General features: G+C 65.3%; 21 protein-coding genes. 6 read left to right on the plus strand and 15 right to left on the minus strand.

Translation table 11 applies throughout. The features are described 5' to 3' along the window. Window positions 1–246 precede the first annotated feature (246 nt). Complete coding sequence (locus tag HR9077_RS20515; RefSeq protein ID WP_244613400.1) at window positions 247–1,002, plus strand: RsiV family protein; 756 nt, start codon at window positions 247–249, stop codon at window positions 1,000–1,002. Between the two features lie 40 nt (window positions 1,003–1,042). Here the strand turns inward: HR9077_RS20515 and HR9077_RS20520 are convergent, their stop codons facing one another. Next, entirely contained in the window at window positions 1,043–1,297 is a 255-nt protein-coding gene (locus tag HR9077_RS20520) for a hypothetical protein (protein WP_136069156.1), read from the minus strand. Window positions 1,298–1,811: 514 nt separating this feature from the next. Between HR9077_RS20520 and HR9077_RS20525 the strand changes: the two genes are divergently transcribed. Next, window positions 1,812–3,266: a catalase gene (locus HR9077_RS20525; RefSeq protein ID WP_136069157.1), complete on the plus strand. Its 1,455-nt coding sequence runs from the start codon at window positions 1,812–1,814 to the stop codon at window positions 3,264–3,266. Window positions 3,267–3,358: 92 nt separating this feature from the next. Here the strand turns inward: HR9077_RS20525 and yejK are convergent, their stop codons facing one another. From yejK to HR9077_RS20540, 3 genes are all read right to left on the minus strand, one after another. Further along, the gene (gene yejK, locus HR9077_RS20530; RefSeq protein ID WP_136069158.1) at window positions 3,359–4,366 is read right to left on the minus strand and encodes a nucleoid-associated protein YejK; all 1,008 of its coding nucleotides are present in this window, start codon (window positions 4,364–4,366) and stop codon (window positions 3,359–3,361) included. Window positions 4,367–4,521: 155 nt separating this feature from the next. Continuing rightward, window positions 4,522–4,839: a hypothetical protein gene (locus tag HR9077_RS20535; RefSeq protein ID WP_136069159.1), complete on the minus strand. Its 318-nt coding sequence runs from the start codon at window positions 4,837–4,839 to the stop codon at window positions 4,522–4,524. Window positions 4,840–5,207: 368 nt separating this feature from the next. Continuing rightward, window positions 5,208–5,810, minus strand: coding sequence for a class I SAM-dependent methyltransferase (locus HR9077_RS20540; RefSeq protein WP_136069160.1), 603 nt, complete (start codon window positions 5,808–5,810; stop codon window positions 5,208–5,210). A gap of 658 nt (window positions 5,811–6,468) precedes the next feature. On the opposite strand from HR9077_RS20540, the gene HR9077_RS20545 reads away from it, so the two are divergent. Next, window positions 6,469–6,591 (plus strand): maltose acetyltransferase domain-containing protein, encoded by a 123-nt coding sequence (locus HR9077_RS20545; RefSeq protein WP_136069161.1) that lies wholly within the window; start codon window positions 6,469–6,471, stop codon window positions 6,589–6,591. 206 nt (window positions 6,592–6,797) lie between these two features. On the opposite strand, the gene HR9077_RS20555 is transcribed toward HR9077_RS20545, so the two are convergent. The 3 genes from HR9077_RS20555 to HR9077_RS20565 all read right to left on the minus strand — a co-directional run bounded on the left by HR9077_RS20555 (window position 6,798) and on the right by HR9077_RS20565 (window position 9,190). Then, the gene (locus tag HR9077_RS20555; protein ID WP_136069162.1) at window positions 6,798–7,844 is read right to left on the minus strand and encodes an aldo/keto reductase; all 1,047 of its coding nucleotides are present in this window, start codon (window positions 7,842–7,844) and stop codon (window positions 6,798–6,800) included. Between the two features lie 194 nt (window positions 7,845–8,038). Continuing rightward, on the minus strand, window positions 8,039–8,227 hold the full coding sequence (locus HR9077_RS20560; protein ID WP_136069163.1) for a DUF3008 family protein: 189 nt from the start codon (window positions 8,225–8,227) through the stop codon (window positions 8,039–8,041). A 234-nt stretch (window positions 8,228–8,461) separates the two neighbouring features. After that, entirely contained in the window at window positions 8,462–9,190 is a 729-nt protein-coding gene (locus HR9077_RS20565) for a YebC/PmpR family DNA-binding transcriptional regulator (RefSeq protein WP_136069164.1), read from the minus strand. A 272-nt stretch (window positions 9,191–9,462) separates the two neighbouring features. Here HR9077_RS20565 and dbpA point away from each other — a divergent pair, with 272 nt between their 5' ends. The 3 genes from dbpA to HR9077_RS20580 all read left to right on the plus strand — a co-directional run bounded on the left by dbpA (window position 9,463) and on the right by HR9077_RS20580 (window position 12,873). Continuing rightward, window positions 9,463–10,860, plus strand: a complete 1,398-nt coding sequence (dbpA, locus tag HR9077_RS20570; protein WP_136069165.1) for an ATP-dependent RNA helicase DbpA — start codon at window positions 9,463–9,465, stop codon at window positions 10,858–10,860. 205 nt (window positions 10,861–11,065) lie between these two features. Further along, a complete protein-coding gene (locus HR9077_RS20575; RefSeq protein ID WP_136069166.1) occupies window positions 11,066–11,929 on the plus strand; it encodes a PA4780 family RIO1-like protein kinase in 864 nt (287 codons plus the stop codon). An 80-nt stretch (window positions 11,930–12,009) separates the two neighbouring features. After that, window positions 12,010–12,873: an urea carboxylase-associated family protein gene (locus tag HR9077_RS20580; protein ID WP_136069167.1), complete on the plus strand. Its 864-nt coding sequence runs from the start codon at window positions 12,010–12,012 to the stop codon at window positions 12,871–12,873. 59 nt (window positions 12,874–12,932) lie between these two features. Here HR9077_RS20580 and HR9077_RS20585 read toward each other — a convergent pair whose 3' ends face one another. The 8 genes from HR9077_RS20585 to HR9077_RS20615 all read right to left on the minus strand — a co-directional run bounded on the left by HR9077_RS20585 (window position 12,933) and on the right by HR9077_RS20615 (window position 20,941). Continuing rightward, window positions 12,933–13,547, minus strand: coding sequence for a hypothetical protein (locus tag HR9077_RS20585; protein WP_136069168.1), 615 nt, complete (start codon window positions 13,545–13,547; stop codon window positions 12,933–12,935). A gap of 112 nt (window positions 13,548–13,659) precedes the next feature. Then, entirely contained in the window at window positions 13,660–15,024 is a 1,365-nt protein-coding gene (locus tag HR9077_RS20590; RefSeq protein ID WP_136069169.1) for a GntP family permease, read from the minus strand. Between the two features lie 183 nt (window positions 15,025–15,207). Further along, the gene (locus tag HR9077_RS21950; RefSeq protein WP_168381011.1) at window positions 15,208–15,384 is read right to left on the minus strand and encodes a hypothetical protein; all 177 of its coding nucleotides are present in this window, start codon (window positions 15,382–15,384) and stop codon (window positions 15,208–15,210) included. Window positions 15,385–15,389: 5 nt separating this feature from the next. Next, on the minus strand, window positions 15,390–16,922 hold the full coding sequence (locus HR9077_RS20595) for a purine-cytosine permease family protein (protein ID WP_244613392.1): 1,533 nt from the start codon (window positions 16,920–16,922) through the stop codon (window positions 15,390–15,392). A gap of 35 nt (window positions 16,923–16,957) precedes the next feature. Then, window positions 16,958–18,397: an aldehyde dehydrogenase gene (aldA, locus tag HR9077_RS20600; protein WP_136069170.1), complete on the minus strand. Its 1,440-nt coding sequence runs from the start codon at window positions 18,395–18,397 to the stop codon at window positions 16,958–16,960. Between the two features lie 46 nt (window positions 18,398–18,443). Then, complete coding sequence (locus HR9077_RS20605) at window positions 18,444–19,241, minus strand: HpcH/HpaI aldolase family protein (RefSeq protein WP_136069171.1); 798 nt, start codon at window positions 19,239–19,241, stop codon at window positions 18,444–18,446. A 9-nt stretch (window positions 19,242–19,250) separates the two neighbouring features. After that, the gene (locus HR9077_RS20610; RefSeq protein ID WP_280178457.1) at window positions 19,251–20,039 is read right to left on the minus strand and encodes an SDR family NAD(P)-dependent oxidoreductase; all 789 of its coding nucleotides are present in this window, start codon (window positions 20,037–20,039) and stop codon (window positions 19,251–19,253) included. Continuing rightward, window positions 20,036–20,941, minus strand: a complete 906-nt coding sequence (locus HR9077_RS20615; protein ID WP_136069172.1) for an amidohydrolase family protein — start codon at window positions 20,939–20,941, stop codon at window positions 20,036–20,038. Before HR9077_RS20615 ends, HR9077_RS20610 begins: the two co-directional genes overlap by 4 nt. Between the last annotated feature and the right edge of the window lie 2 nt (window positions 20,942–20,943).

The raw sequence follows: 20,943 nt of genomic DNA on the forward strand, positions 1-20,943 counted from the left end.
GGTTGGCGCTGGGATAGTAACCAGCTTTGCCGTTGCCGGCAACTTATTGCCGGATCGACGACATTGGCATCCTGGAAATGACGTTCGCGCAACCCTGTCGGCATGCCCCCGAGAGCGGGCTCATCGCTCGCACGTCACGGGACGCACTGACGCCAACTCAGGCGGGCCGGTCATGGGTCGGAAAGACATGGAAAGCACGGAGCGGAATCGATGGCGAGGGGATTACGACACGCGGTCTTGTTGAGTGTGGGGTGGGTGGCTCTCGGTGGCTGCCAGGCGCCGGGGGCGTCATACGATGGCGTGGGCATCGCCTACGAGCCGGTCGAGGCGAGTTTCACCGAATCGGGGTGTCCGCCGTCGCGTTGCGCCACGGTGACGGTCAGCGCGCTGCGCTTTCCCGATTTCCCGGCCTTGAGCGAACGGCTGCGCGGGGAATTGCTTGCCATGGGGATGGGCATCGGCACTGGCGAGCAGGCGCCGGCCGAATCCTGGGAGGGCTATGCACGGGACTTCATGGCCCAGGCCCAGGCCAGCCGCCGGCTGGTGCCCGCGCTGAATGCCGCCAGCCAGGCGCGGCTCGAGGCAAGCGTCTACGCGCGGCACGACGATCTGTTGATCGTCGAACTCGATGGCTATGTCTATCACACGGGCCAGGCCCACGGTCTGCCGCTGACCTCGTTCATGGTCATCGATGAGCGTCTGGGGCGGGTGGTCGATGTCGACGACATGCTGATCGACGGTCGCGAGGGGGCCTTCCAGGAGGCGTTGACCCGTGCCCACCGGCGCTGGCTCAAGCGAATCGACGCCGACGCGGCCTTCATCGAGAACTGGCCGTTGAGCGGCACCCGCAATGTCGCGCCACTCGAGACGGGCTGGGTCGTCCGCTACAACGTCTACGAGATCGCGCCCTATGCCGCCGGACAGCCGGAGCTGCGTATCCCTAACGACGAACTGGCGGGCATCGTCGAGCCGCGCTATCTGGGAAGCCGCACGGGGCGCTAGCCGGTTCGAGGGCCCGGCGCGAGCTGCGAGGTCGCTTGCCTCAGGCGCCTTGAGCCGACCCGTGCAGTCCCTGGGCGATGAATTCATCGGCCAGGGCCCGTGAGGCCAGCGCGAACTCGACCCGTGCCGCCGCCAGTGCGCTGTGGTCCTTCGAGGCAACATCACGCTCCAGCCGGTCGAGGTTGGCCTTGGCGCGTGCCAGGCGGCCAGCCAGGGCCGTGGCGAGATCGGCGTTCGCGATGTCGCTGAGCGTAGAAGGCGACATGGCAATGCCATTGGGCAGTTCGATCGACATGATGGCTCTTTCCAGGGTGCTGCTAGCGTCGCGGTCGTTAGCGTTCGAATGTAACCGATCATGCTGTCTGCGCAACGCTCGGTCCAGTCGATAGTATTAACGACTGCCGGTAAAGGATCTTGAATTCGAGCCAGCCGCACAGGGGCTGTAGACAGTCCACGGGCGATGAAATTTCATCATGGCATGGATCGGTCGAGACTATGAGGCGGCATTGTCCGCTTGGCTGACGCTATCTCCGGGCTCGCTGCATGCGCGGGCTGGCGGCTTTTCGACGCGTCGCCGGGTGGCAGGCCGGAGGCGTGTCGGTGCGGTCGCCGAGCGTTGCCGGGGTTTTTCGGTCGGTGGACAGCCGGTGCGTTTGGTCACTATACCTAGACGGGCTTGCACGGCATGGCCCGTGTGAATCAGACGTCAGACGCTCAAGGTCGCGGGGCTGTAACCCGTGCCCTCGAAAGGCGGTCTGCCAGGAGCGTGGCCGCTTGGCCGCACTCAAATACCAGGGGGGAGATTTATCGTGACGAGCGACAATAATAAGCCGACGACAACCGATGCCGGTATTCCGGTAGCCAGTGACGAGCACTCGTTGACCGTCGGCCCTGACGGCCCGATCGTGATGCACGATCACTATCTCATCGAACAGATGGCCAACTTCAATCGCGAGCGGATTCCCGAGCGCCAACCCCATGCCAAGGGCGGCGGTGCCTTCGGCCGCTTCGAGGTGACCGAAGACGTCAGCCAGTACACCAGGGCCAAGGTGTTTCAGCCGGGTGCCCGGACCGATGTGCTGATCCGCTTCTCCACCGTCGCCGGTGAGCGCGGCAGCCCCGATACCTGGCGCGACCCGCGCGGCTTCTCCATCAAGTTCTACACCAGCGAAGGCAACTACGACATGGTGGGGAACAACACGCCGGTGTTCTTCATCCGCGATCCGATGAAGTTCCAGCACTTCATCCGTTCGCAGAAGCGGCGTGCCGACAACCACCTGCGCGATCACGACATGCAGTGGGATTTCTGGACGCTGTCGCCGGAATCGGCACATCAGGTCACCTGGCTGATGGGCGATCGCGGCATCCCCAGGACCTGGCGCCACATGAACGGCTATTCCAGTCATACTTACATGTGGGCGAACGCTCAGGGCGAGAAGTTCTGGGTCAAGTATCACTTCAAGACCGACCAGGGCATCGAATGTCTGACGCAGGAGGAAGCCGACCGGCTGGCCGGTGAGGATGGCGATTACCACACTCGCGACCTGTTTGAGGCGATCGATCGTGGCGAGCATCCGAGCTGGACGCTGTACATGCAGATCATGCCGTTCGCCGAGGCTGAGACCTACCGCTACAACCCGTTCGACCTGACCAAGGTGTGGCCGCACGACGACTACCCGATGATCAAGGTCGGCAAGCTGACGCTGGACCGCAACCCCACCGACTACCATACCGAGATCGAACAGGCGGCATTCGAGCCGAACAATCTGGTGCCGGGCATCGGCATCAGTCCCGACCGGATGCTGATCGGTCGCGTGTTCGCGTATGCCGACGCCCATCGGGCGCGGCTCGGCGTGAACTACAAGCAGATCCCGGTGAACTCGCCCCAGTCACCCGTCCACAGCTACAGCAAGGATGGCGCGATGCGTGTGCAGAACGTCTCGGATCCGGTCTACGCGCCCAATTCAAAGGGCGGGCCTAGCGCCGACGGCGAGCGCTATCCCACCGATTCGACCTGGGAGACGAGCGGCAACCAGATGCGCTCCGCCTACACCCTGCGCCGCGACGACGACGATTACGGCCAGGCCAACAAGCTGATCAACGAGGTCATGGACGACGCCGCGCGTGATCGGCTGGTGGCCAACGTGGTCGGCCACGTCAAGGGCGGCGTCCAGGAACCGGTGCTGTCGCGGGTCTTCGAGTACTGGCGCAACATCGACGAGACCATCGGGCGGCGCATCGAGGAGGGCGTGAAGCAAGGCTGATCGACGGTCCGCGGCCAAGGCCCTGATGGGTCGACGAGAGCCCGCCAACCGGTGTTGGCGGGCTTTTTCGGGCTTGGCTCACGGGGCGGGGCTCATTCGCGGCGCTGCTTGATCTGCTCCCTGAGCTGGCCGGGCACTTTCTTGATGATCAGCCGGTCCTGCTGTGCGTCGTATTCGACGCTGTCGCCCAGTAGATGCGAATCGAAGCTGATCGAGACGCCGCTGGCGCGGCCGGTGAAACGCCGAAACTGCTGCAGGGTGCGCTTGTCCGGCGGGATCTCCGGCGACAGGCCGTAGTCCTGATTGCGAATGTAGTCGTAGAAGGCCTTGGGCTGTTGTTCGTCGACCAGTTCGGAGAGCTGGTCCAGGGTGATCGGTTCGCCGCTGCGCGCCTGGTCGTTGGCATAGTCGATCAGTGCGTCGGTCTTCTCGCGACTGGCCTCCTCGGGCAGGTCCTCGCTCTCGACGTAATCGCTGAAGGCCTTGAGCAGAGTGCGCGTCTCGCTGGTGGCGTCCACGCCTTCCTCGCAGCCCAGCCAGTCGCGAAAGCCCTCGGCGAGTTTCTTGCCGCCGCGGTCCTTGTTGTAGGACACATACTGGCGCGAGGTGCCGGCCCGCATCTGGGTGAGGTCGACCCGCGCCGCCAGGGTCAGCTGGCCGAGGTTGATCTGACGTACGGGAACGACGCCGAGCGAGGCGTCGATGCCGTAACCCTCGCGATGATGCAGCAGTGCCAAGGTCAGATACTCGGCGTCGCCCTGGCGGGTGTGGGCGAACAGTACGTGGCCGCCCACGGGCAGGTGGTCGTCGACCAGCGTCTTGAGCCCCTCCGCCGCCTGGCGGGTGAAGGCGACGAAATCCCAGGTGGCCGCGTCGCCGCCCAGGTAGTTGGCTAGCATGGCGCCGAGCGTGTGAGCCGCTGCGTCGTCGGCGAAATATCCCCAGGCCTTGGTCTTGGCGTGGTAGCTGCCGTTCAGGCTGGCCAGCATCTCGTCCAGTGCCGGCGACGCGGACAGGGTTTCATCGGCCGCCGCGAGCGTGGCGGGCCGGTCGCTCGAGGACTTGTCGATGCGGTGAACGATGCTGTTGAGTGTCGGCATGGCGATCGCCTGGGCTGAACATGAGTCGGCGATGGTAACGCGCCGGCGGCGCGATCAGTAGTCATGGGGGGCGACTTCGGCCCACGTGAAAACACCCCAGACGGCCGAGGCCGAGTGGGGTGAGGTGCTCTTGCGACGCTACGCTCGATACCGGGCTACCGCTGGCGCTGGCAATCCTCCTCGAACAGGTCCGCCTTGGCGTGACGCATGACGTCTTCGCAGGCGGCTTGATGCGCGAGTTGGGTGAGCAGGCCCTGGGCCACTTCGAAACCCTTGCCCAGGCAGGTGTCGATATCCTGGCGGCTCACCTGAGGGGAGATGCTGCAATCGATCTTGAGCGTTCTACCGCCACCATCCAGCTTGTCGGCCAGCGCTCGAATGTGCCAGGCGATGCGCACTTTCCAGCTGGCCGATTCTTCCGCGCCGTCGTTTACGTTAAACGTGCACTGCCATTCAGGTCTGTATACCTTCATGAGAACCTCCGGTGCTGGCTTGGCAAGAATGATTGCTCGTGGTGTCCGCTCCGCTAAAAAGAATGATGCACCCCGATCATACCGGGTTTCAGCGCGGTGGCCAGGTTCCACGTTGCTGCGGCCGGGGCATGCCGCTGATTCCCGGCTTGTCGACCAGTCTGCCTGACGGTCCGGGCCGTCGGTTCGATGAATAGCGCACGAGGATGCCGCCATGCCCGGGTTTAGACCGCCCGCCGGCTGCGGCGAGCTAATCGCCGGTCGTCTCGTTTCCGCCATTCGCTGGCATGCTGCAGGTCGCCGGGGTTGTTGCAACGCGCTATGACGGGGGGTGCACCCCGGTAGCCGATGGCTCCAAGGCGCTCGGCGCGTTAAGGGCTGCAGCGATAGAAATGCGCGGGCAGGAAGTTCATCGGCTCGAACTCCCGCGTCACCTTGGAGAAGGTCTTGCGTAGCGAGGGCAGGATGTTGGGCGAGAACTGGTAGAGCAGGAAGGTGCCATCCGGCGAGATGACCTGCCGCGTTGCATCCAGGATGTTCTCCCGCGCCTCGTCGGGCAGCGTGCTGAAGGGGATGCCGGCGATCACGTAGTCGACCGGGCCGAGCCCGCGTTCGCTCAGGACTTGCTGGATATCGGCTGCCGAGCCATGTATGACCTGCATCCGCGGATCCGAGTAGGCGCTGTTGATGTAATCGACGAAATCCTTGTTGGTTTCGAGCACCAGCAGAATCGCCTCGGGATGCATCTGGCGCAGGATCTCCTTGGTGAAAGTACCGATGCCCGGGCCGTACTCGACCAGCACCCGGGTGCGTGCCCAGTCGACGTGACTCAGCATGCGCCTGACCAGAAAGGGCGAGCTGGGGATGATCGAGCCCAGCATCTTCGGGTGCTTGAAGAAATTGCTGGCAAACAGGGCGAATTGGCGACGCCGGGATTGTTGGGTGCTGCTTGCTGTCTGCTGCTGCTCGTCCATGGCTTACTCGTCTCGTCAGGGGAACTGGGTGCTTATCGTTATCTCACGGTATAGCACCGCTTCGGTGAGTAAAAGAATAGCAAGTCTCCGGCGTGCCGGCGTCGGCATCCAGGGGGCGCCCGAGAGAGGCCCGAACGGCGCAGATAAAGGGCGGGGTAGAAAACGGGCGCAAAAAAATGGGCCGCAGGGCGGCCCAAGGTACGCAGGGAACTGAAGGATCTTGCTGGCTGGTCGCCATGATGCTCGGCGGCCAGCGATAAGAGGAGGCGTCCTTGCCGGGTTCCATCCCTGCCTCGCCAATCCCTGGCGGGGTCAAGGACCTCCTGTCTGGAAAAGTGCCACTGGAAGGCGACTTTTTCAGTCTCATCTTATAGGGTGCGAAATTGATGCCAGAAACCATCGATTGTCTTTAAAAACAGTTGCTTAAAGGTTGTTCGGTGGGGGCGCTGCAGAAAATGGCGGGATTTGAGCCACGCAAGGGCGCCGGATCGTCTCCAAAAGCAGACGCCAAGGTGGGTGTTTTTTGAAAACTCATTAAAATCATTGGTTTGCAGTGTTGCCATAAAGAGACGGGGGTGGCGATGGAAAGGCATCCTCGTCGTGCGATCCGGAAGAATTGCGATAGAGTGCGCCTTGACGAGTCCAGCGGAGCGAGGCGATGACACAAGGTGACGAGTTGGCGAAGATGCTGGCGGGCGTACTCTACAACGCCGAGGACTCCCGCTTGCTGGCAGCACGCTTGAATGCCCAGGGAATACTGGCCACGTTTGTCCGGGCGTGAGCATCGGCGAGAACACCGTGGTGGGGGCCGGGCGCGTGGTCACCAAGGACCTGCCGGCCAATGTCGTGACCGCGGGCAACCCCTGCCGGGTCATCCGGCCGTTGCCTTGAGCGCGGGACTGGCCCTCGCCCGGCCCGGTTCTTCGCGCGACACCTGGACGCGAACGCCCGGCTCGTATTCGAACTGGGCGTTCGCGGGCGTGCCGTTCAGCGCTGGCGGGATTGGTCGATCTGCTGGCGGCGGTAGTCGCCCTGACGTTCGAACATCCATCCGGGGTACTCGGGGGGCAGCGCGCTGACGGCCTGCAGTTCGGCGAGTTCCTCATCGCTCAGCCTAACCTCGGAGGCGGCGATGTTGTCGTCGAGTTGGTCGATGCGCTTGGCGCCGACGATCACACTGGTCACCGCGCGCTGATGAAGCAGCCAGGCGAGCGCGATCTGTGCGACGGAGACGCCCTTCGCTCCGGCGATGCCTTGCATCACCTCGATACAGTCGTAGGCGCGCTCGACAGCGACCGGCGGGAAGTCGAAGGTGGTCCGGCGGCTGCCGGCTTCGGCCTGCTTGTCGCGACCGTACTTGCCGCTCAGCAAGCCGCCGGCGAGCGGGCTCCAGACCATCAGGCCGAGACTCTCGCTCTCCAGCAGCGGTACGATTTCGCGCTCCAGGTCGCGCCCGGCCAGCGTATAGTACGCCTGCAGCGATTCGAAGCGTGCCAGGCCATGGCGCTCGGCGATGCCCAGCGCCTTCATGATCTGCCAGGCCGCCCAGTTGGAGACGCCGATGTAACGCACGTGGCCATGCTCGACCAGCGTATTGAGCGCTCGAAGGGTCTCCTCGATCGGCGTGGCCGGATCGAAGCCATGTACCTGGTAGAGATCGATATGATCGAGCTGAAGCCGCTTCAGGCTGGCCTTCACGCCCTCCATGATGTGATAGCGCGTCAGGCCGCGGGCATTCACGCCAGGCCCGGTCTCGCCGAACACCTTGGTGGCCACGACCACCTCATCGCGTGCGATGTCAAGGTTTTTCAGGGCCTGGCCGGTGATCACTTCCGACTGGCCCTGCGAGTAGACGTCGGCGGTATCGATGAAGTTGATGCCGGCGTCGAAGGCGCGGCCGATCAGCTTGTCGGCATCGGCCTGCTGCAGATCGCCGATCTGGTTCCACATCTCCCCTTCGCCGCCGAAGGTCATGGTGCCGAGGCAGAGTTCGGAGACGAACAGGCCGGTATTGCCGAATTGTCTGTAACGCATGCAATGGCTCCTGTGCCGGGGGGACTTCAATACCCGCCTGGAGACCAGGCAGGGACAGCGCCCCTCAGTATGGTTCGTTCGGCGGCTGGCGGTTGGCTCGATCCTGTCGGGTTCATGCCCGATCCTGCGAAATCGCTCGTCCAGTGACAAGAACGCCGCCGAGGGCGCCCGGCGGCGTCACTGACCTTGCGCGATCAGGACTTCGCGTTGTGTTTCGGCTTATTCTTCTGCTTGGCGGAAGCCATCTTTTCCAACTCGTCTTCATCCATGGAGTCGTACATCGACTTCGCGGCGCCTTCCAGTTCGCTGGCCTTCTTTTCGCCACGCTTGGCGGCCAGTGCGGCCCCGGCGGCCATCTGCTGCGCTTCGGATTTGGCGGGCATCGTTGCAACCTCCTGTCATGACCTGAGCGCCGTTCCCGCGGCGCTCCCTTTGCTTGGCGAAATCCAGGCTGAGGACTTCATGTTCAGGTTAGTCAGCGCGTCGGGAGTTGGCCAAGAGAGTTGGCGCGGGCGATGGCCAGACCCTGGAAAACACCAAGCCCGGCTCGCATGGAGCCGGGCTTTTCAGCGCCGCAAGAAGCGGGGCGCCGGGAGAATGAACCCGGCCGAGGGAACTTACGCCGGCTCGGCGACTTCGGCGTTGTGATAGACGTTCTGCACGTCGTCCAGATCGTTGAGCATATCGAGCATCTTCTCGAACAGCGCCACGTCCTCGCCTTCCACCGGGGTGGTGGTCTGTGGCAGGAACTGGATCTCGTCGATCTCGAAATCGAGTTCGCCGAAGGCCTCGGTGAGTGCCTGCTTGGCCTTGGCGTAGTCGGTGTGCGGCGCGAATACGGTGATCCGGCCGTTTTCGTTTTCGATGTCGGTGACGTCGACATCGGCTTCCATCAGCGCCTCGAGCGCGGCTTCCTCGTCCTCGCCGGCATAGGCGAGGATCGCGCTGTGATCGAACATGTGGCTGACGCTGCCGGGCGTGCCGATCTTGCCCCTGGTCTTGTTGAAGCATACGCGCACGTCGCCGAAGGTGCGGTTGGGATTGTCGGTCAGGCACTCGACGATCACCATGCAGTTGCCGGGCCCGAAGCCCTCGTAGCGCGCCGGCGAAAAGTCCTCGCCGCCGCCGCCCTTGGCCTTGTCGAGCGCCTTGTCGATCACGTGCGAGGGGACCTGATCCTTCTTGGCCCGGTCGATCAGCCCGCGCAGCGCCAGGTTGCCGGACGGGTCGGTGCCGCCGGACTTGGCGCAGACGTATATTTCGCGGCCGTACTTGCTGTACACCTTGGTCTTGGCATCGGCCGTCTTGGCCATGGATTCCTTGCGGTTCTGGAAGGCCCTACCCATGTCTGTGTCCTGTCAGGTTGTCATCGACGCCTGGATTTTACGCAACATCGCCGCGCGGTGGCAGGCTTTCTTTCGTGGTAGAGACGGGGCCGTATCCGCGCCCCGGGGCGATAACCGGACAGCCGCGCGGCGATTCTGCTATTCTCGCGCCGATCGCCCTTCGTGCCTTCACTGGTTCAGCTTCCTCTTCAGCAAGCGCTCGTCCGACGAACGTCCTCATCCATGCCGTTGCCCGCCGATCGCGCTGTTGCCTCGTTACAGGATTCACCACCGTGTCCGATGCTACGCCCCAACTCGAGTTCGCCACGTTGCCGCTGGCGCCCGAACTGCTCGCCAACCTGGAGTCGCTGGGCTACCACGCGATGACGCCGATCCAGGCCGAGAGCCTGCCGGCGATCCTCGCCGGGCGCGACGTGATCGGCCAGGGTCAGACCGGCTCGGGCAAGACCGCGGCGTTCGGCCTGGGCCTGCTCGCGCGGCTCGAGGTCAGGGCGTTTCGCGTGCAGGCGCTGGTGCTGTGTCCGACCCGCGAGCTGGCCGACCAGGTCGCCGGTGAGGTGCGTCGGCTGGCGCGTGGCCTGGCCAACGTCAAGGTACTGACGCTGTGCGGCGGGGCGCCGCTCAAGCCCCAGCGCGATTCGCTGGAACATGGCGCGCATGTGGTGGTGGGCACGCCGGGACGGATCGAGGAGCACCTGCGCAAGGGCTCGCTGACACTCGACGCGCTGACCACACTGGTGCTGGACGAAGCCGACCGCATGCTCGACATGGGCTTTCAGGCGGCGATCGAGGCGATCGTCGGCCAGACGCCGGCCTCGCGTCAGACACTGCTGTTCAGCGCCACCTATGGTGCCGGCATCCGGCCGATCGCCGAGCGCATGATGCGCGAGCCGCTCGCCGTGGAGGTCGCCTCGACCCACGACGATACCAGCATCCGCCAGCATTTCTATCGGGTTGCCGACGAGGGTGCCCGCCTGCCGGCACTAGAGCGTTTGTTGCTCAGCCACCGCCCGGAATCCAGCGTGGTGTTCTGCAACACCAGGCGCGAGACCCGGCAGATCGCCGATGCCCTGAATGCGTCGGGTTTCAGTGCGCTGGCGCTCAACGGCGACCTGGAGCAGCCCGATCGCGACCGCATCCTGGCGATGTTCGCCAACAAGAGCGTGTCGATCCTGGTCGCCACCGACGTGGCGGCACGCGGGCTGGACATCGACGCGCTGGATGCGGTGTTCAATTATCAGATCGCCCGCGAGCTCGAGGTCCATGTGCACCGCATCGGACGTACCGGCCGGGCCGGTGGTCATGGCGTGGCCTGCACGCTTGTCGCCGACGGCGAACGTTACCGTCTCGAGAAACTCGGCGACTTTCTCGGCGAGTCGCTGGCCTGCGAGCCGTTGCCGCCACTGCGCGGCAATCCGCAGCCGTTCACGCCGCGCATGGCGACGCTGCAGCTCGGCGCCGGCAAGAAAGACAAGGTGCGCCCGGGCGACATCCTCGGCGCATTGACCGGCGAGGGTGGTATCAGCGGCGACCAGGTCGGCAGGATCCAGATCACCGATCGCAGCGCCTTCGTCGCCGTCGAGCGCGGCATTGCCCGCGCCGCGCTCGACCAGCTCGCCAACGGGCGGATCAAGGGGCGGTCGTTCCGGGCGCGCCGGGTCACCCGCTAGACGGTTTTCGTGGGAGCGAATTCATTCGCGATCGAGGCGGTTGAAACCATCGGGAATAAATTCCCTCCCACAAGACCATCCGAGCCATGCCTGGCGGGAGCGAACTCATTGAGATACCGGTGTGCCGTGAACCTCGCTGGCTTGGGCAAATCGGACGGCCATGCGATGCTGTGCCGATTGTCGGGTCATTACATACAAAGGTGATATGAAAGTACCCAAGAGACTCCAGCCCCTGGTCGACGACGGCCTGATCGACGAGGTCGTCAGCCAGTTGATGAGCGGCAAGGAAGCCCAGGTCTACGTGGTGCGCTGCGGCACCGAGCGGCGTTGCGCCAAGGTCTTCAAGGAGGCCAGCCAGCGCAGTTTCAAGCAGGCCGTGCAGTATCAGGAGGGCCGCAAGGAGCGCAACAGCCGGCGCGCTCGGGCGATGGCCAAGAAGACCCGCTATGGCCAGAAGGAGCAGGAATCGGCCTGGCTGAGCTCCGAGGTCGATGCGCTGTACCGGCTGGCCGCGGCGGGGGTGCGCGTGCCGCGCCCCCACGGCTTCGTCGACGGCGTGCTGCTGATGGACCTGATCAGCGACGGCGAGGGTGATGTCGCCCCGCGGCTCGGCGAGGTGACGCTGAGCCCGCAGCAGGCCCGCGACTACCACGACCGGGTGATCGCCGATGTGGTGCGCATGCTGTGCGCCGGGCTGGTCCATGGCGATCTTTCCGAGTTCAACGTGCTGGTCGACCGCGACGGGCCGGTGATCATCGACCTGCCTCAGGCGGTCGACGCGGCGGGCAACAACAGCGCGCCGATGTTGCTGGTGCGCGACGTCGACAACATGCGCGACTGGTTCGGGCGCTTCGAGCCGGCGCTGCTCGATACCGACTACGGCAAGGAGATCTGGGCGCTCTACGAGAGCGGCGAGCTGCATCCGGAGAGCCGGCTCACCGGGCATTTCGCGGCCGATACCCACAGCGTCGACGTGATGGAGCTGATGGCGGTGATCGACGACGCCCGCGAAGAGGCCGAGGAGCGTCGCGAGCGCGAGCGTGACGACATCGAGGACGACGACTACTGAGCTGTTGGGCGGGCGGTACGCAGGGACGACGCTGCTATGGTAAGGGCTGACCCTCAGCTTCGTCGTCAAGGAGACTCCGCATGGCCCACGTTCCCGCCGCCTACCAGGCGACCCAGGGCTCGCCGCTCGACATCGATCGTGAGTTCTATCGACGCATCGCCGAGGACACCGCCGGGCGTAGCCTCGTCGAGCGCCTGCGGGTACCGATCCGCGATGGCCGCGCCTGGCGGGTTCCCGCCGGCCATGTGTTTCGCATCTGCACCACCGACGGCCCGCAGGTCGGCGATCTCAACCTGTGGTCGCTGACCAACCCGCGCGAGCGGATGTGGGCCTCGCGCACCCGCCAGCTACAGCGCGCTCACGTCAGTACCTTCGACCGGCTATGGTCGAGCCTGCCCTACATCCGGCCGATGGCGACCCTCGTCGCCGACACGCTCGCCTGGTACGGCGTCGACGCCGACGGCGGACGCCTGCACGATCTGCTGGGCACGCGCTGCGACCCCTACGTCAATCGGTTGCTGGCCGGCGAGGATTTCGACTTCCACTGCCACTCCAACCTGACCCGCGCGGTGCTGCCTCATGGCCTCGACGAGCGCGACGTTCACGACGTGCTCAACGTCTTCCAGTGCACCGGGCTCAACGCCGACGACGAATACTTCATGAAGGCCTGCCCGGCGCGCCCCGGCGATTATCTGGAATTCTTCGCCGAGATCGACCTGCTGTGCGCGCTGTCGTGCTGCCCGGGCGGCGACCTGTCGCTGGAGCTGTGGGGCGCTACCGACGAGCAGTTGCTGGCGACCTGCCATCCGCTCGACGTCGAGGTCCATGCCCTCGATCCGGCGCTGCTCGAAGGCTGGCGACCGCCCGAACCCTCGGCCTATGCCGGCGGCCATGGCCTGCGCCTGGATGGCCCGGACTGGACGGCGCGCAGGGCAGGGCAATAAGCCGGCTGAGCGTTATCGTTCCGGACAGCGCTGTAACGACCGACTGAAAGAGCGCGCAGTCAATCGCTGGTGAACGACACGCCCTCGGAAACGGCTCTCAGCAGGTCCATGGCTTCGTTCCGGGAGTAGGGCGCCTCGCGGGGTGGGTCGTAGACGTCGCCGTTGGTGCCCTGCACGATCAGGTCGATGGCGTAGCAGACCCCGTCGATGACGGCGCGGTATCCCTCGATTCGCTGGAAGTGACTCATGCCGGCGTCTCCCAGCGTGAAGCCGTGGAAAGGCTGCCCACCGACGGTGATCGTCGAGGACATCGCCTGGGCATCGGGTGGCGGAAGCAAGCAGTCATCGACCGCCGCCGGGTTGCGGCTGGCGCCCAGGCGCCACAGGCCGGTCGTGATCTCGTTGGAGTCGGCAAGCGACAGCGTGATCAAGCGCTTGCCGGGCGCGCCGTCGGCAACCTGCCAGCTGCCGTTGTCGAAATGGCCGGCACTCGGGTCGTCTACCGGCTGCAACGAGTCGGTGTACTGCAATTCGATCGGGTAACCCGCTGGCGCGAAGGTCGTCTCATCGCGCGGCCGGGTATCGAGATCGTTGATAGTTTTCGGGTGCCCGCAAGCCGCCAGGATGACCAAAGGCAGCATGGCCAGTGGGGCCCGGTAAACTGTCGTCTTCATCCAACAACCTCTCTGCGGCGTCCATTCGTCGGCGGGCATCGAACACAAGAAGATGAAGTCTAGCAGTGGCCGGCTGCGGGCGGCACGGCCACTGCTGGAGCTGACCCCACCTTCAGGCCCAGAGCATCGCCCCTATCAGGGTCAGGCCGAGTATCGTCAGCGAGACCAGCGCTTCACCGAGCGTATAGGTCTTGAAACCGCCACGGACGCTGAAGCCCGCGAGCTGGGTGGTGATCCAGAAGCCGCTGTCGTTGACGTGGCCGATGCTGATGCCGCCGGAAAGCGCTGCCAGGGCGATCCACAAGGGATCGACGACACCGGTCGAGGCGGCGCCGGCCATGATGGTCATGGCCGTGATCCCGGCAACGGTGCCCGAGCCCTGGGCGATCCGGAAGATGGCCGCCAGGCCATAGGTCAGCAGGATCATGCCCAGCGCCGACTGGGTATCGTGGAACAGACTGTCGACAAGGTTCTGGCCGATCTGAGTCGTTTCGATCACCTTGCCCAGCGAGCCGCCGGCACCGGTAACCAGCAGCACCATGCCGGCGGTCTGCAGGCCGGTGGCGGCCGAGGTATCGCGTTGATCCCGGTTCATGGCGTGGGCGGCCACGGCGTAGGCGGCCAGGGCGCCGGCCATGAGCGCAACGATGCGATCGCTGATGAAGCCGATGAAGGGCGGGAGTTCGTCGCCGCCCAATACGCCCAGCTGTTGGCAGTAGTCATAGAAGGTACCGCTGAGAATCAGCAGGATCGGCAGGGCAATGGGTGTCAGGGCGTGCCACAGGGGGATGCTCGCAAACCCGGCCGGGCTTTCGTGGTCGTTTTGGTCGACGCCCACGGTGGCCACCTGCAGCTCGTCCTTGCGTGGGTTCCAGATGCCGCGATCGAGCAGCAGGAAATAGACCTTCATCACCACCAGGGCGGTGACCAGGCCGACGCCCAGGCCGGCGAAGGTCATGACCCCGATATCGAAGTCGAGAATGGTGGCGGCCGCCAGCGGGTTCGGGGTGGGCGGAACGATGGTGTGCGAGGTGGCGGCGCCGATCACCAGCGCGCCAATGGCGTAGGGCAGCGGCTTGCCGAGCGTTTTCGCCAGTGCCACGCCGAGCGGCACCAGGATCACGAAGGTGACGTCGAAGAATACCGGGATTGACAGCAGGAAACCGGTCAGGCCCAGGGCATAGAGTCCGGCGCCACGTGGAGCGCTCTTGACCAGCGTGTGGGCGATCTTGTGGGCGGCCCCCGAATCGCTCATCAGTTGACCGATGATCACCCCGAAGCCGATCGGCAGCCCGATGCCGGCCATGATGTTGCCGAAACCCTCGCTGATCGCGTCGACCGTGCCGGTCATGCCGAGCCCCATGGTCAGGCCGAGGTACAGGCTGCCGATGATCAGGCTGATCGCCGGGTTGAGCCTGGCATAAAGGATCAGTAGCAGAATCAGCACAATGGCAACGGCCAGATGCAGGACTTCCATGGCGTTAACTCCAGATTGTCATCGTTATAACAAACCCTGTCCTGTCGGTCGGGCGATGCCCGCCGATAGGCGACAAGATGGGAAGGGCGGCGAAGGTCCGTGGCCAGGGCAGGCCTGAGCGGTTATCGGCCCAGGCCCGCCAACGGCACGGAGGCGTCGTTCACCCGGTGGCGTGGGAGGCCGTCATGGCGCTTGACTCCGGCCCATCCATAACGGCGTGACGAGAAACCAGACCACCGTGACGATCAGCAGCGACCACTTCATCGTGGCATCGGCCATCGCATCGAAGAGATAGAGCATCGGGAATAGCACCGTCAGTACCAGCATCGCTAGCGAAACGGTCTGTAGCATCAGGCGCATGGGGATCACTCCCTTGTCGATGAGGTGGCGGAAGTCGGTGCGGCAGCGGTCACGTCCAGCGTGCCCGAGGCATGGGAGCGCCGGCTTTTCTGGGCCAGGAAGCTCAGGGCGATGAAAAGCAGCGCGGCAATGAACCAGCCGGGAAGCGCGACGAAGAAGATTTCGATGTCGGCAAACTGCACCAGGCCCAGGCAGATCGCCAGCGTGATCAGCCAGGCGCCCAATACCGGCATGGTCAGCGTGTGCCCGGCCTGTTCGGCGTAGAAGCGGGTCAGACCGAGCTTCGGAAGTACCCAGTAATCGATGAATATCACCGCGCCGATCGGCATCAGCAGCAGGCCGTAGAGCGCCACGAAGCCCAGCAGCTGCATCGCCACCCCCGGGAACATCGCCACGAAGGTGGTCAACAGCCCGGTGCCGATCGTGACCCGGAAGCGCGAGACATGCGGCACGATGGCCTGAAAGGCCAGCCCGGCGCGATAGATGGTCGGGTTGGCGGTGGTCCAGCCGGCAATGATCACGCAGATCAACCCCGCCACACCCAGCGCCTGGTCGGCCAGCGGGCCGGGCAGCGGGTTCGGAATGTTGCCGGCCCGGGCGGCACTGACGACTGCTGACTCCGACGTCAGCCCGGCCTGGTACATCTGGAAGGCGAACAGCATGGAAGCCGCCAGCCAGGCCATGAAGTGGCCCACGTACATGCCCGCGGCGGAGGCGATGCTGTACCAGCTCTTGCGGGCGAAGCGCAGCACCGACAGATCGGCCATGCCGACATGCATCGCCATGTTGGCGAACCAGGCGAAGAAGATCACATGCCAGAGGGTGAAGTCCGGCTGCCCGGGCACGTGCACCCCGGTCCAGATCGCTGTCTCGGCCAGTGCCCATAGGTCGCCGGCGGAGCCGACCTCGGTGCCGGTGGCATCGATGAACCATTTCAGCGAGACGATACCGAAACCCAGGAAGATCAGAACCATCCACGGGGCGGCGATGTTGGCGAACCAGGAAACGAAGCGATAGCCGTAGGCCGCCACGATGGTGATAAACGCACCCACCACGAGCACGGCGAGCACCCAGCCGAGGCTGTTGGGCGCCAGGTCCGCCAGGGTGGGTAGCGGGAAGCCGAACCACACCCCCACCGCGGTTGCCGACACGGTGATCATCGCGCCGGCCAGAAAGCAGAACGCCAGACCGTTGGCCAGGTTGTAGAGGATCACGGTATGGCGGCCGGCGATCTTCTCGAGCTGGTAGTAGAGCGTCAGGCGCGCCCGGGTACCGATGGGGGCGGTGAGCAGCATCCAGCTCAGTACCGCAAGCGCGTTGCCGACGATAAGGCCGACGACAACATCGAAGGCCGACACGCCGGCGAGCACGAACAGCGGGCCGATCATCAGTTCGGTACCGGCGGTATGCTCGCCGGCATACATGCCGATGAAGTTCTTGAAGCCGAGTCGTGATCGCTCGGGCACGGGCTGGCGTTCGTACTCGCCGCCGACGGCGGTCGGGTCGTTATCCGCGGTATCAGGGGTCATGTCGCTCATGGCGCATACCTCCATTGTTGTGATTGTCGTCGGGCTCAGGTCTCGAGATAGACCACATGGCTGCGGGTGTACTCGTAGAGGCCGTGCTTGCCGTCGGCGCCGCCGATCCCCGACTTGCGGGTGCCGGCGTGGAAGCCCTGCATTGCCTCGAAGTTCTCGCGGTTGACGTAGGTCTCGCCGTAGTCGATCTCGCGGCAGGCGTGCATGGCGCGGGCCAGGCTGCGGGTATAGACCGACGAGGTCAGACCGTAGTCGGAGTCGTTGGCGAGGGTGATCGCCTCGTCGAGATCGTCGACGATCTGGATCGGCAGCACCGGACCGAAGATCTCGCGGCGCATGATCTCCATGTCGCTGCGGCAGCCGCTGAGCACCGTGGGCTGGTAGTGAAAGCCGGCGCCCAGATCGGCGACCCGGCCGCCTGTCAGCAGTTCGGCGCCGTCCTGGGTGGCGCGTTCGACCATCGCGGCGACCTTGTCCAGCCCCTCGCGGTTGATCAGCGGACCCATCTCGATATCCGGCTGGGCCAACGGGTCGCCGTAGGTGGTATCGGCCATGGCGCGGGCGATCTTGTCGGCGAACTCGTCGGCGACGCCGCGCTGCACGTAGACCCGCTCGGCGCAGTTGCAGACCTGGCCGGTGTTGATGATCCGCGAGGCGCGAATGGCCTTCACGGCCAGGTCGATGTCGGCATCGTCGAGGACGATGGCCGGGGCCTTGCCGCCCAGTTCGAGGTTGACCTTGGTGATGTTGTCGGCGGCGCTGCGCATGATCCGCGAACCGGTATCGACGCTGCCGGTGAAGCTGATCATGTCGACCAGCGGACTCGCCGTCAGCGCCTGGCCGGTGCTGGCGCCGTCGCCGCTGATGACGTTGAACACCCCGGCGGGCAGCCCGACCTGGTCGAGCAGGCGGGTGAATTCGAAGCAGTTGTTGGGTGTCTCCTCGCTGGGCTTGATCACCACGGTATTGCCGGTGACCAGCGCCGGCGCCATCTTGCGGGCGATCAAAAAGAACGGGAAGTTCCACGGCAGGATGCCGGCGACCACGCCGAGCGGCTTGCGAAACAGGAAGATATTCTCGCCGGGGCGGTCGCTCTCGATGATCTCGCCTTCGATGCGCCGCGCCCACTCGGCCATGTAGTCGAGATAGTCGGCGGTGAAGTTGACCTCGACCTCGGCCAGCCCCGAGACCTTGCCCTGTTCCTCGGTGATCACTCGCGCCAGGGTCTTGGCCTCGCCGCGGATCCTGTCGGCAAGCAGACGCAGGTAGTTGGCACGCTCCACGGCGGGCAGCCGCGCCCAGGCCGGCTGGGCGTCGTGGGCCGCGCTCAGCGCCCGCTCGACATCGGCCCCGGCGGATGCCGGGACGCGCGAGAGGCGTTCGCCGTTGGCCGGGTTGCGCACCTCGAGGTAGTCGTTCGCCTCCACGAAGGTGCCGTTGATGTAGTTCCGGTAGGTCCTGTTATTGCCGTTCATGTCATGACTCCGTTGATTGTCGCCTTTATTGCGGAGGCGCCGCGGTTCAATAGGTGCTCGAAGAGCCCGGGGGCGGCGTATCGGACGTGTAGCGGGCCAGCGTCTGCCGGGCGGCCTGGCGCAGCAGGCTGATGTCGATGCCCACGGCGATGAAGTCGAAGCCCCACTCGGCATAGCGGCGGGCGTCCGCCTCGGCCGGGGCGAGGATGCCGGCGGCCTTGCCAGCCGCCCGGGTGGCCTCGAAGGCGCGGCGTATCATCGCCTGGACATCGGCGTGCCCGGGGTTGCCGACATGGCCGGCGCCGGTGGAGAGGTCGGCGGGGCCGACGAACACCGCATCGACCCCGTCCACGGCGGCGATCGCCTCGACGTTGTCGATGCCCGTGGGCGATTCCACCTGAACGATCAGGCACAACTCCCGGTGGGCCGTCTCGATGTAGTCGGCAACGGCGTCCCAGCGGGTGGCGCGGGTCAGGCCGCCGCCCACGCCGCGAATACCGTGGGGCGGAAAGCGCGTGGCGCGCACCAGCGCCTCGGCCTGCTCGGCGCTGTCGACCATCGGTACCATCAGCGTCTGGACGCCGATATCGAGCAGTTGCTTGATCAACGCCGGGTCGTGGCTGACCGCACGGACCACCGGCGCACTGGGATAGGGCGCCACGGCCTGTAGCTGGCCGAGCACCGCCGGTACCGGATTGGGGGCATGTTCGCCGTCGATCAGCAGCCAGTCGAAGCCGGTGGTGGCGAGGATCTCGGTGGCATAGGCGGTGCCGAAGCCGGCCCAGCAGCCATAGCGGGGCTCGCCGTCGAGCGCTGCCTTGAATGGGTTTCTGGGGAGTTCCACGGTCGGCTCCTATTGCAGGTTGACGAACATGCCGCCATCGACCAGCAGCGAGGCGCCGGTGACGTAAGCGGCCATGTCGGAAGCCAGGAAAGCGACGGGACCGGCCAGGTCCTCCGGCCGGCCCAGCCGGCCCAGCGGCGTGCGGCCGATCATGTAGTCGCGCTTTTCGGTGTCGGCCAGATCGTCCTTGTTGATGTCGGTCTCGATGGTGCCGGGCAGCACGGCATTGCAGCGGATACCGTAGGGGCCCAGCGCGATGGCGCAGGACTGCATCAGCGACACCAGCCCGGCCTTGGTCGGGGTGTAGTGGGTCTGCATGCCCCCGCCGACCAGCGCGCTGATCGAGCTCACCGCGATGATCGCGCCGCCGCGGCCCTGGTCCTTCATGCGGTTGGCCGCGGCCTGAACGGCGAAGTAGGCGCCGTTGAGGTTGGTGTTGACGGTCTCCAGGTAGGTCTCGCGGGGCATGTCCAGGAACGCGTGGAACGGGCAGATGCCGGCGTTGTTGACGAACACGTCGACGCCGCCGAAATGCGTGACCGCGGCGTCGACCAGCTTGTCGCCGGTGTCCGGGTCGCCGGCGGGGGCGCCGACTGCACTGGCGTCGCGGCCCAGCGCGCGAATCTCCGCGATCAACTCATCGACCAGCGGGCGGCTCGCCTCGCTGCCGCTGTAGCCGATGACCACGTCGGCACCCTGCCGGGCGCACTCGAGGGCGACGGCGCGACCGATGCCGCGCGAGGCGCCGGTGATGATGACGGTCTTGTCGTTGAGCAGCATGGCGGGCTCCTGAGTCATGAAGTCTGCGTCTCGTTGTTCGAGGGAAGGCGATAGAGGCGCCGGGCATTGTCGACGAACAGCGCCTGCTTCTCGTCCGGCGAGGCATCGGCGACGATGTCCGCATAGGCGTTCCAGACATCGGCGTAGCGGGCGTAGAGGCCATCGACCGGGAAGTTGGAGGCGAATAGGCAGCGCGCCACGCCGAAGGCGTCGATCGCCTCGAGGATCAGCGGCCTGACGCTGCCGATCGTCCAGTGGTGGTCGAGCATGCCGAAACCGCTGAGCTTGATGGCGACATTGTCGCGCTCGGCCAGCTCGCGCAGGCCGTCGCGCCAGGCCCGCCAGCCGGCCACGCCGTGGCGGTCGACGTACATCCCGGCATGATTGAGCAGGAACAGGGTCTCGGGATGCTCGCCGGCAAGGCGTGCCGCCTGCGGCATCTGGGAGGGATAGATCTGCAGGTCGAACGACAAGCCATGACGCTCGAGCAGGCGGAAATTGTCGCGCCAGCCCGGCTCGTCCATGTAGTGGCGGCCGACGTAGTCATAGTGCGGATCGGCGTGCACGTTGAGAATCTGGCGCACGCCGCGTACCCGTGGGCTCAGCGCGAGCTGCTCCTCGATCACCCGCGCGGCGTCCAATCGCGAGAAATCGGCGCCGATTACCAGTGCGGAGGGCAGGGTGTCGTCGTCGAGTCCCGCCAGCCAGCGGGTCTCCTTGACCGGGTCGACGGCGTCGGCCTCGATATGCACGGCACCGAGCAGGTCGATGTCGTCACTCTCATTGCACAGGTCGGCGGGGCCGTAGTCGCGGGCCATCGGCCGATAGTCGCCGAGCAGGTTGGGCTCGGGGTGCTCGAGCCAGGGCTGGTTGCCTAGGCCGAGGTTCCAGAAGTGCACGTGAGCATCGATCACTTGCATGG

This window comes from Modicisalibacter radicis, from assembly GCF_900961225.1.
Taxonomy (GTDB): Bacteria; Pseudomonadota; Gammaproteobacteria; order Pseudomonadales; family Halomonadaceae; genus Modicisalibacter.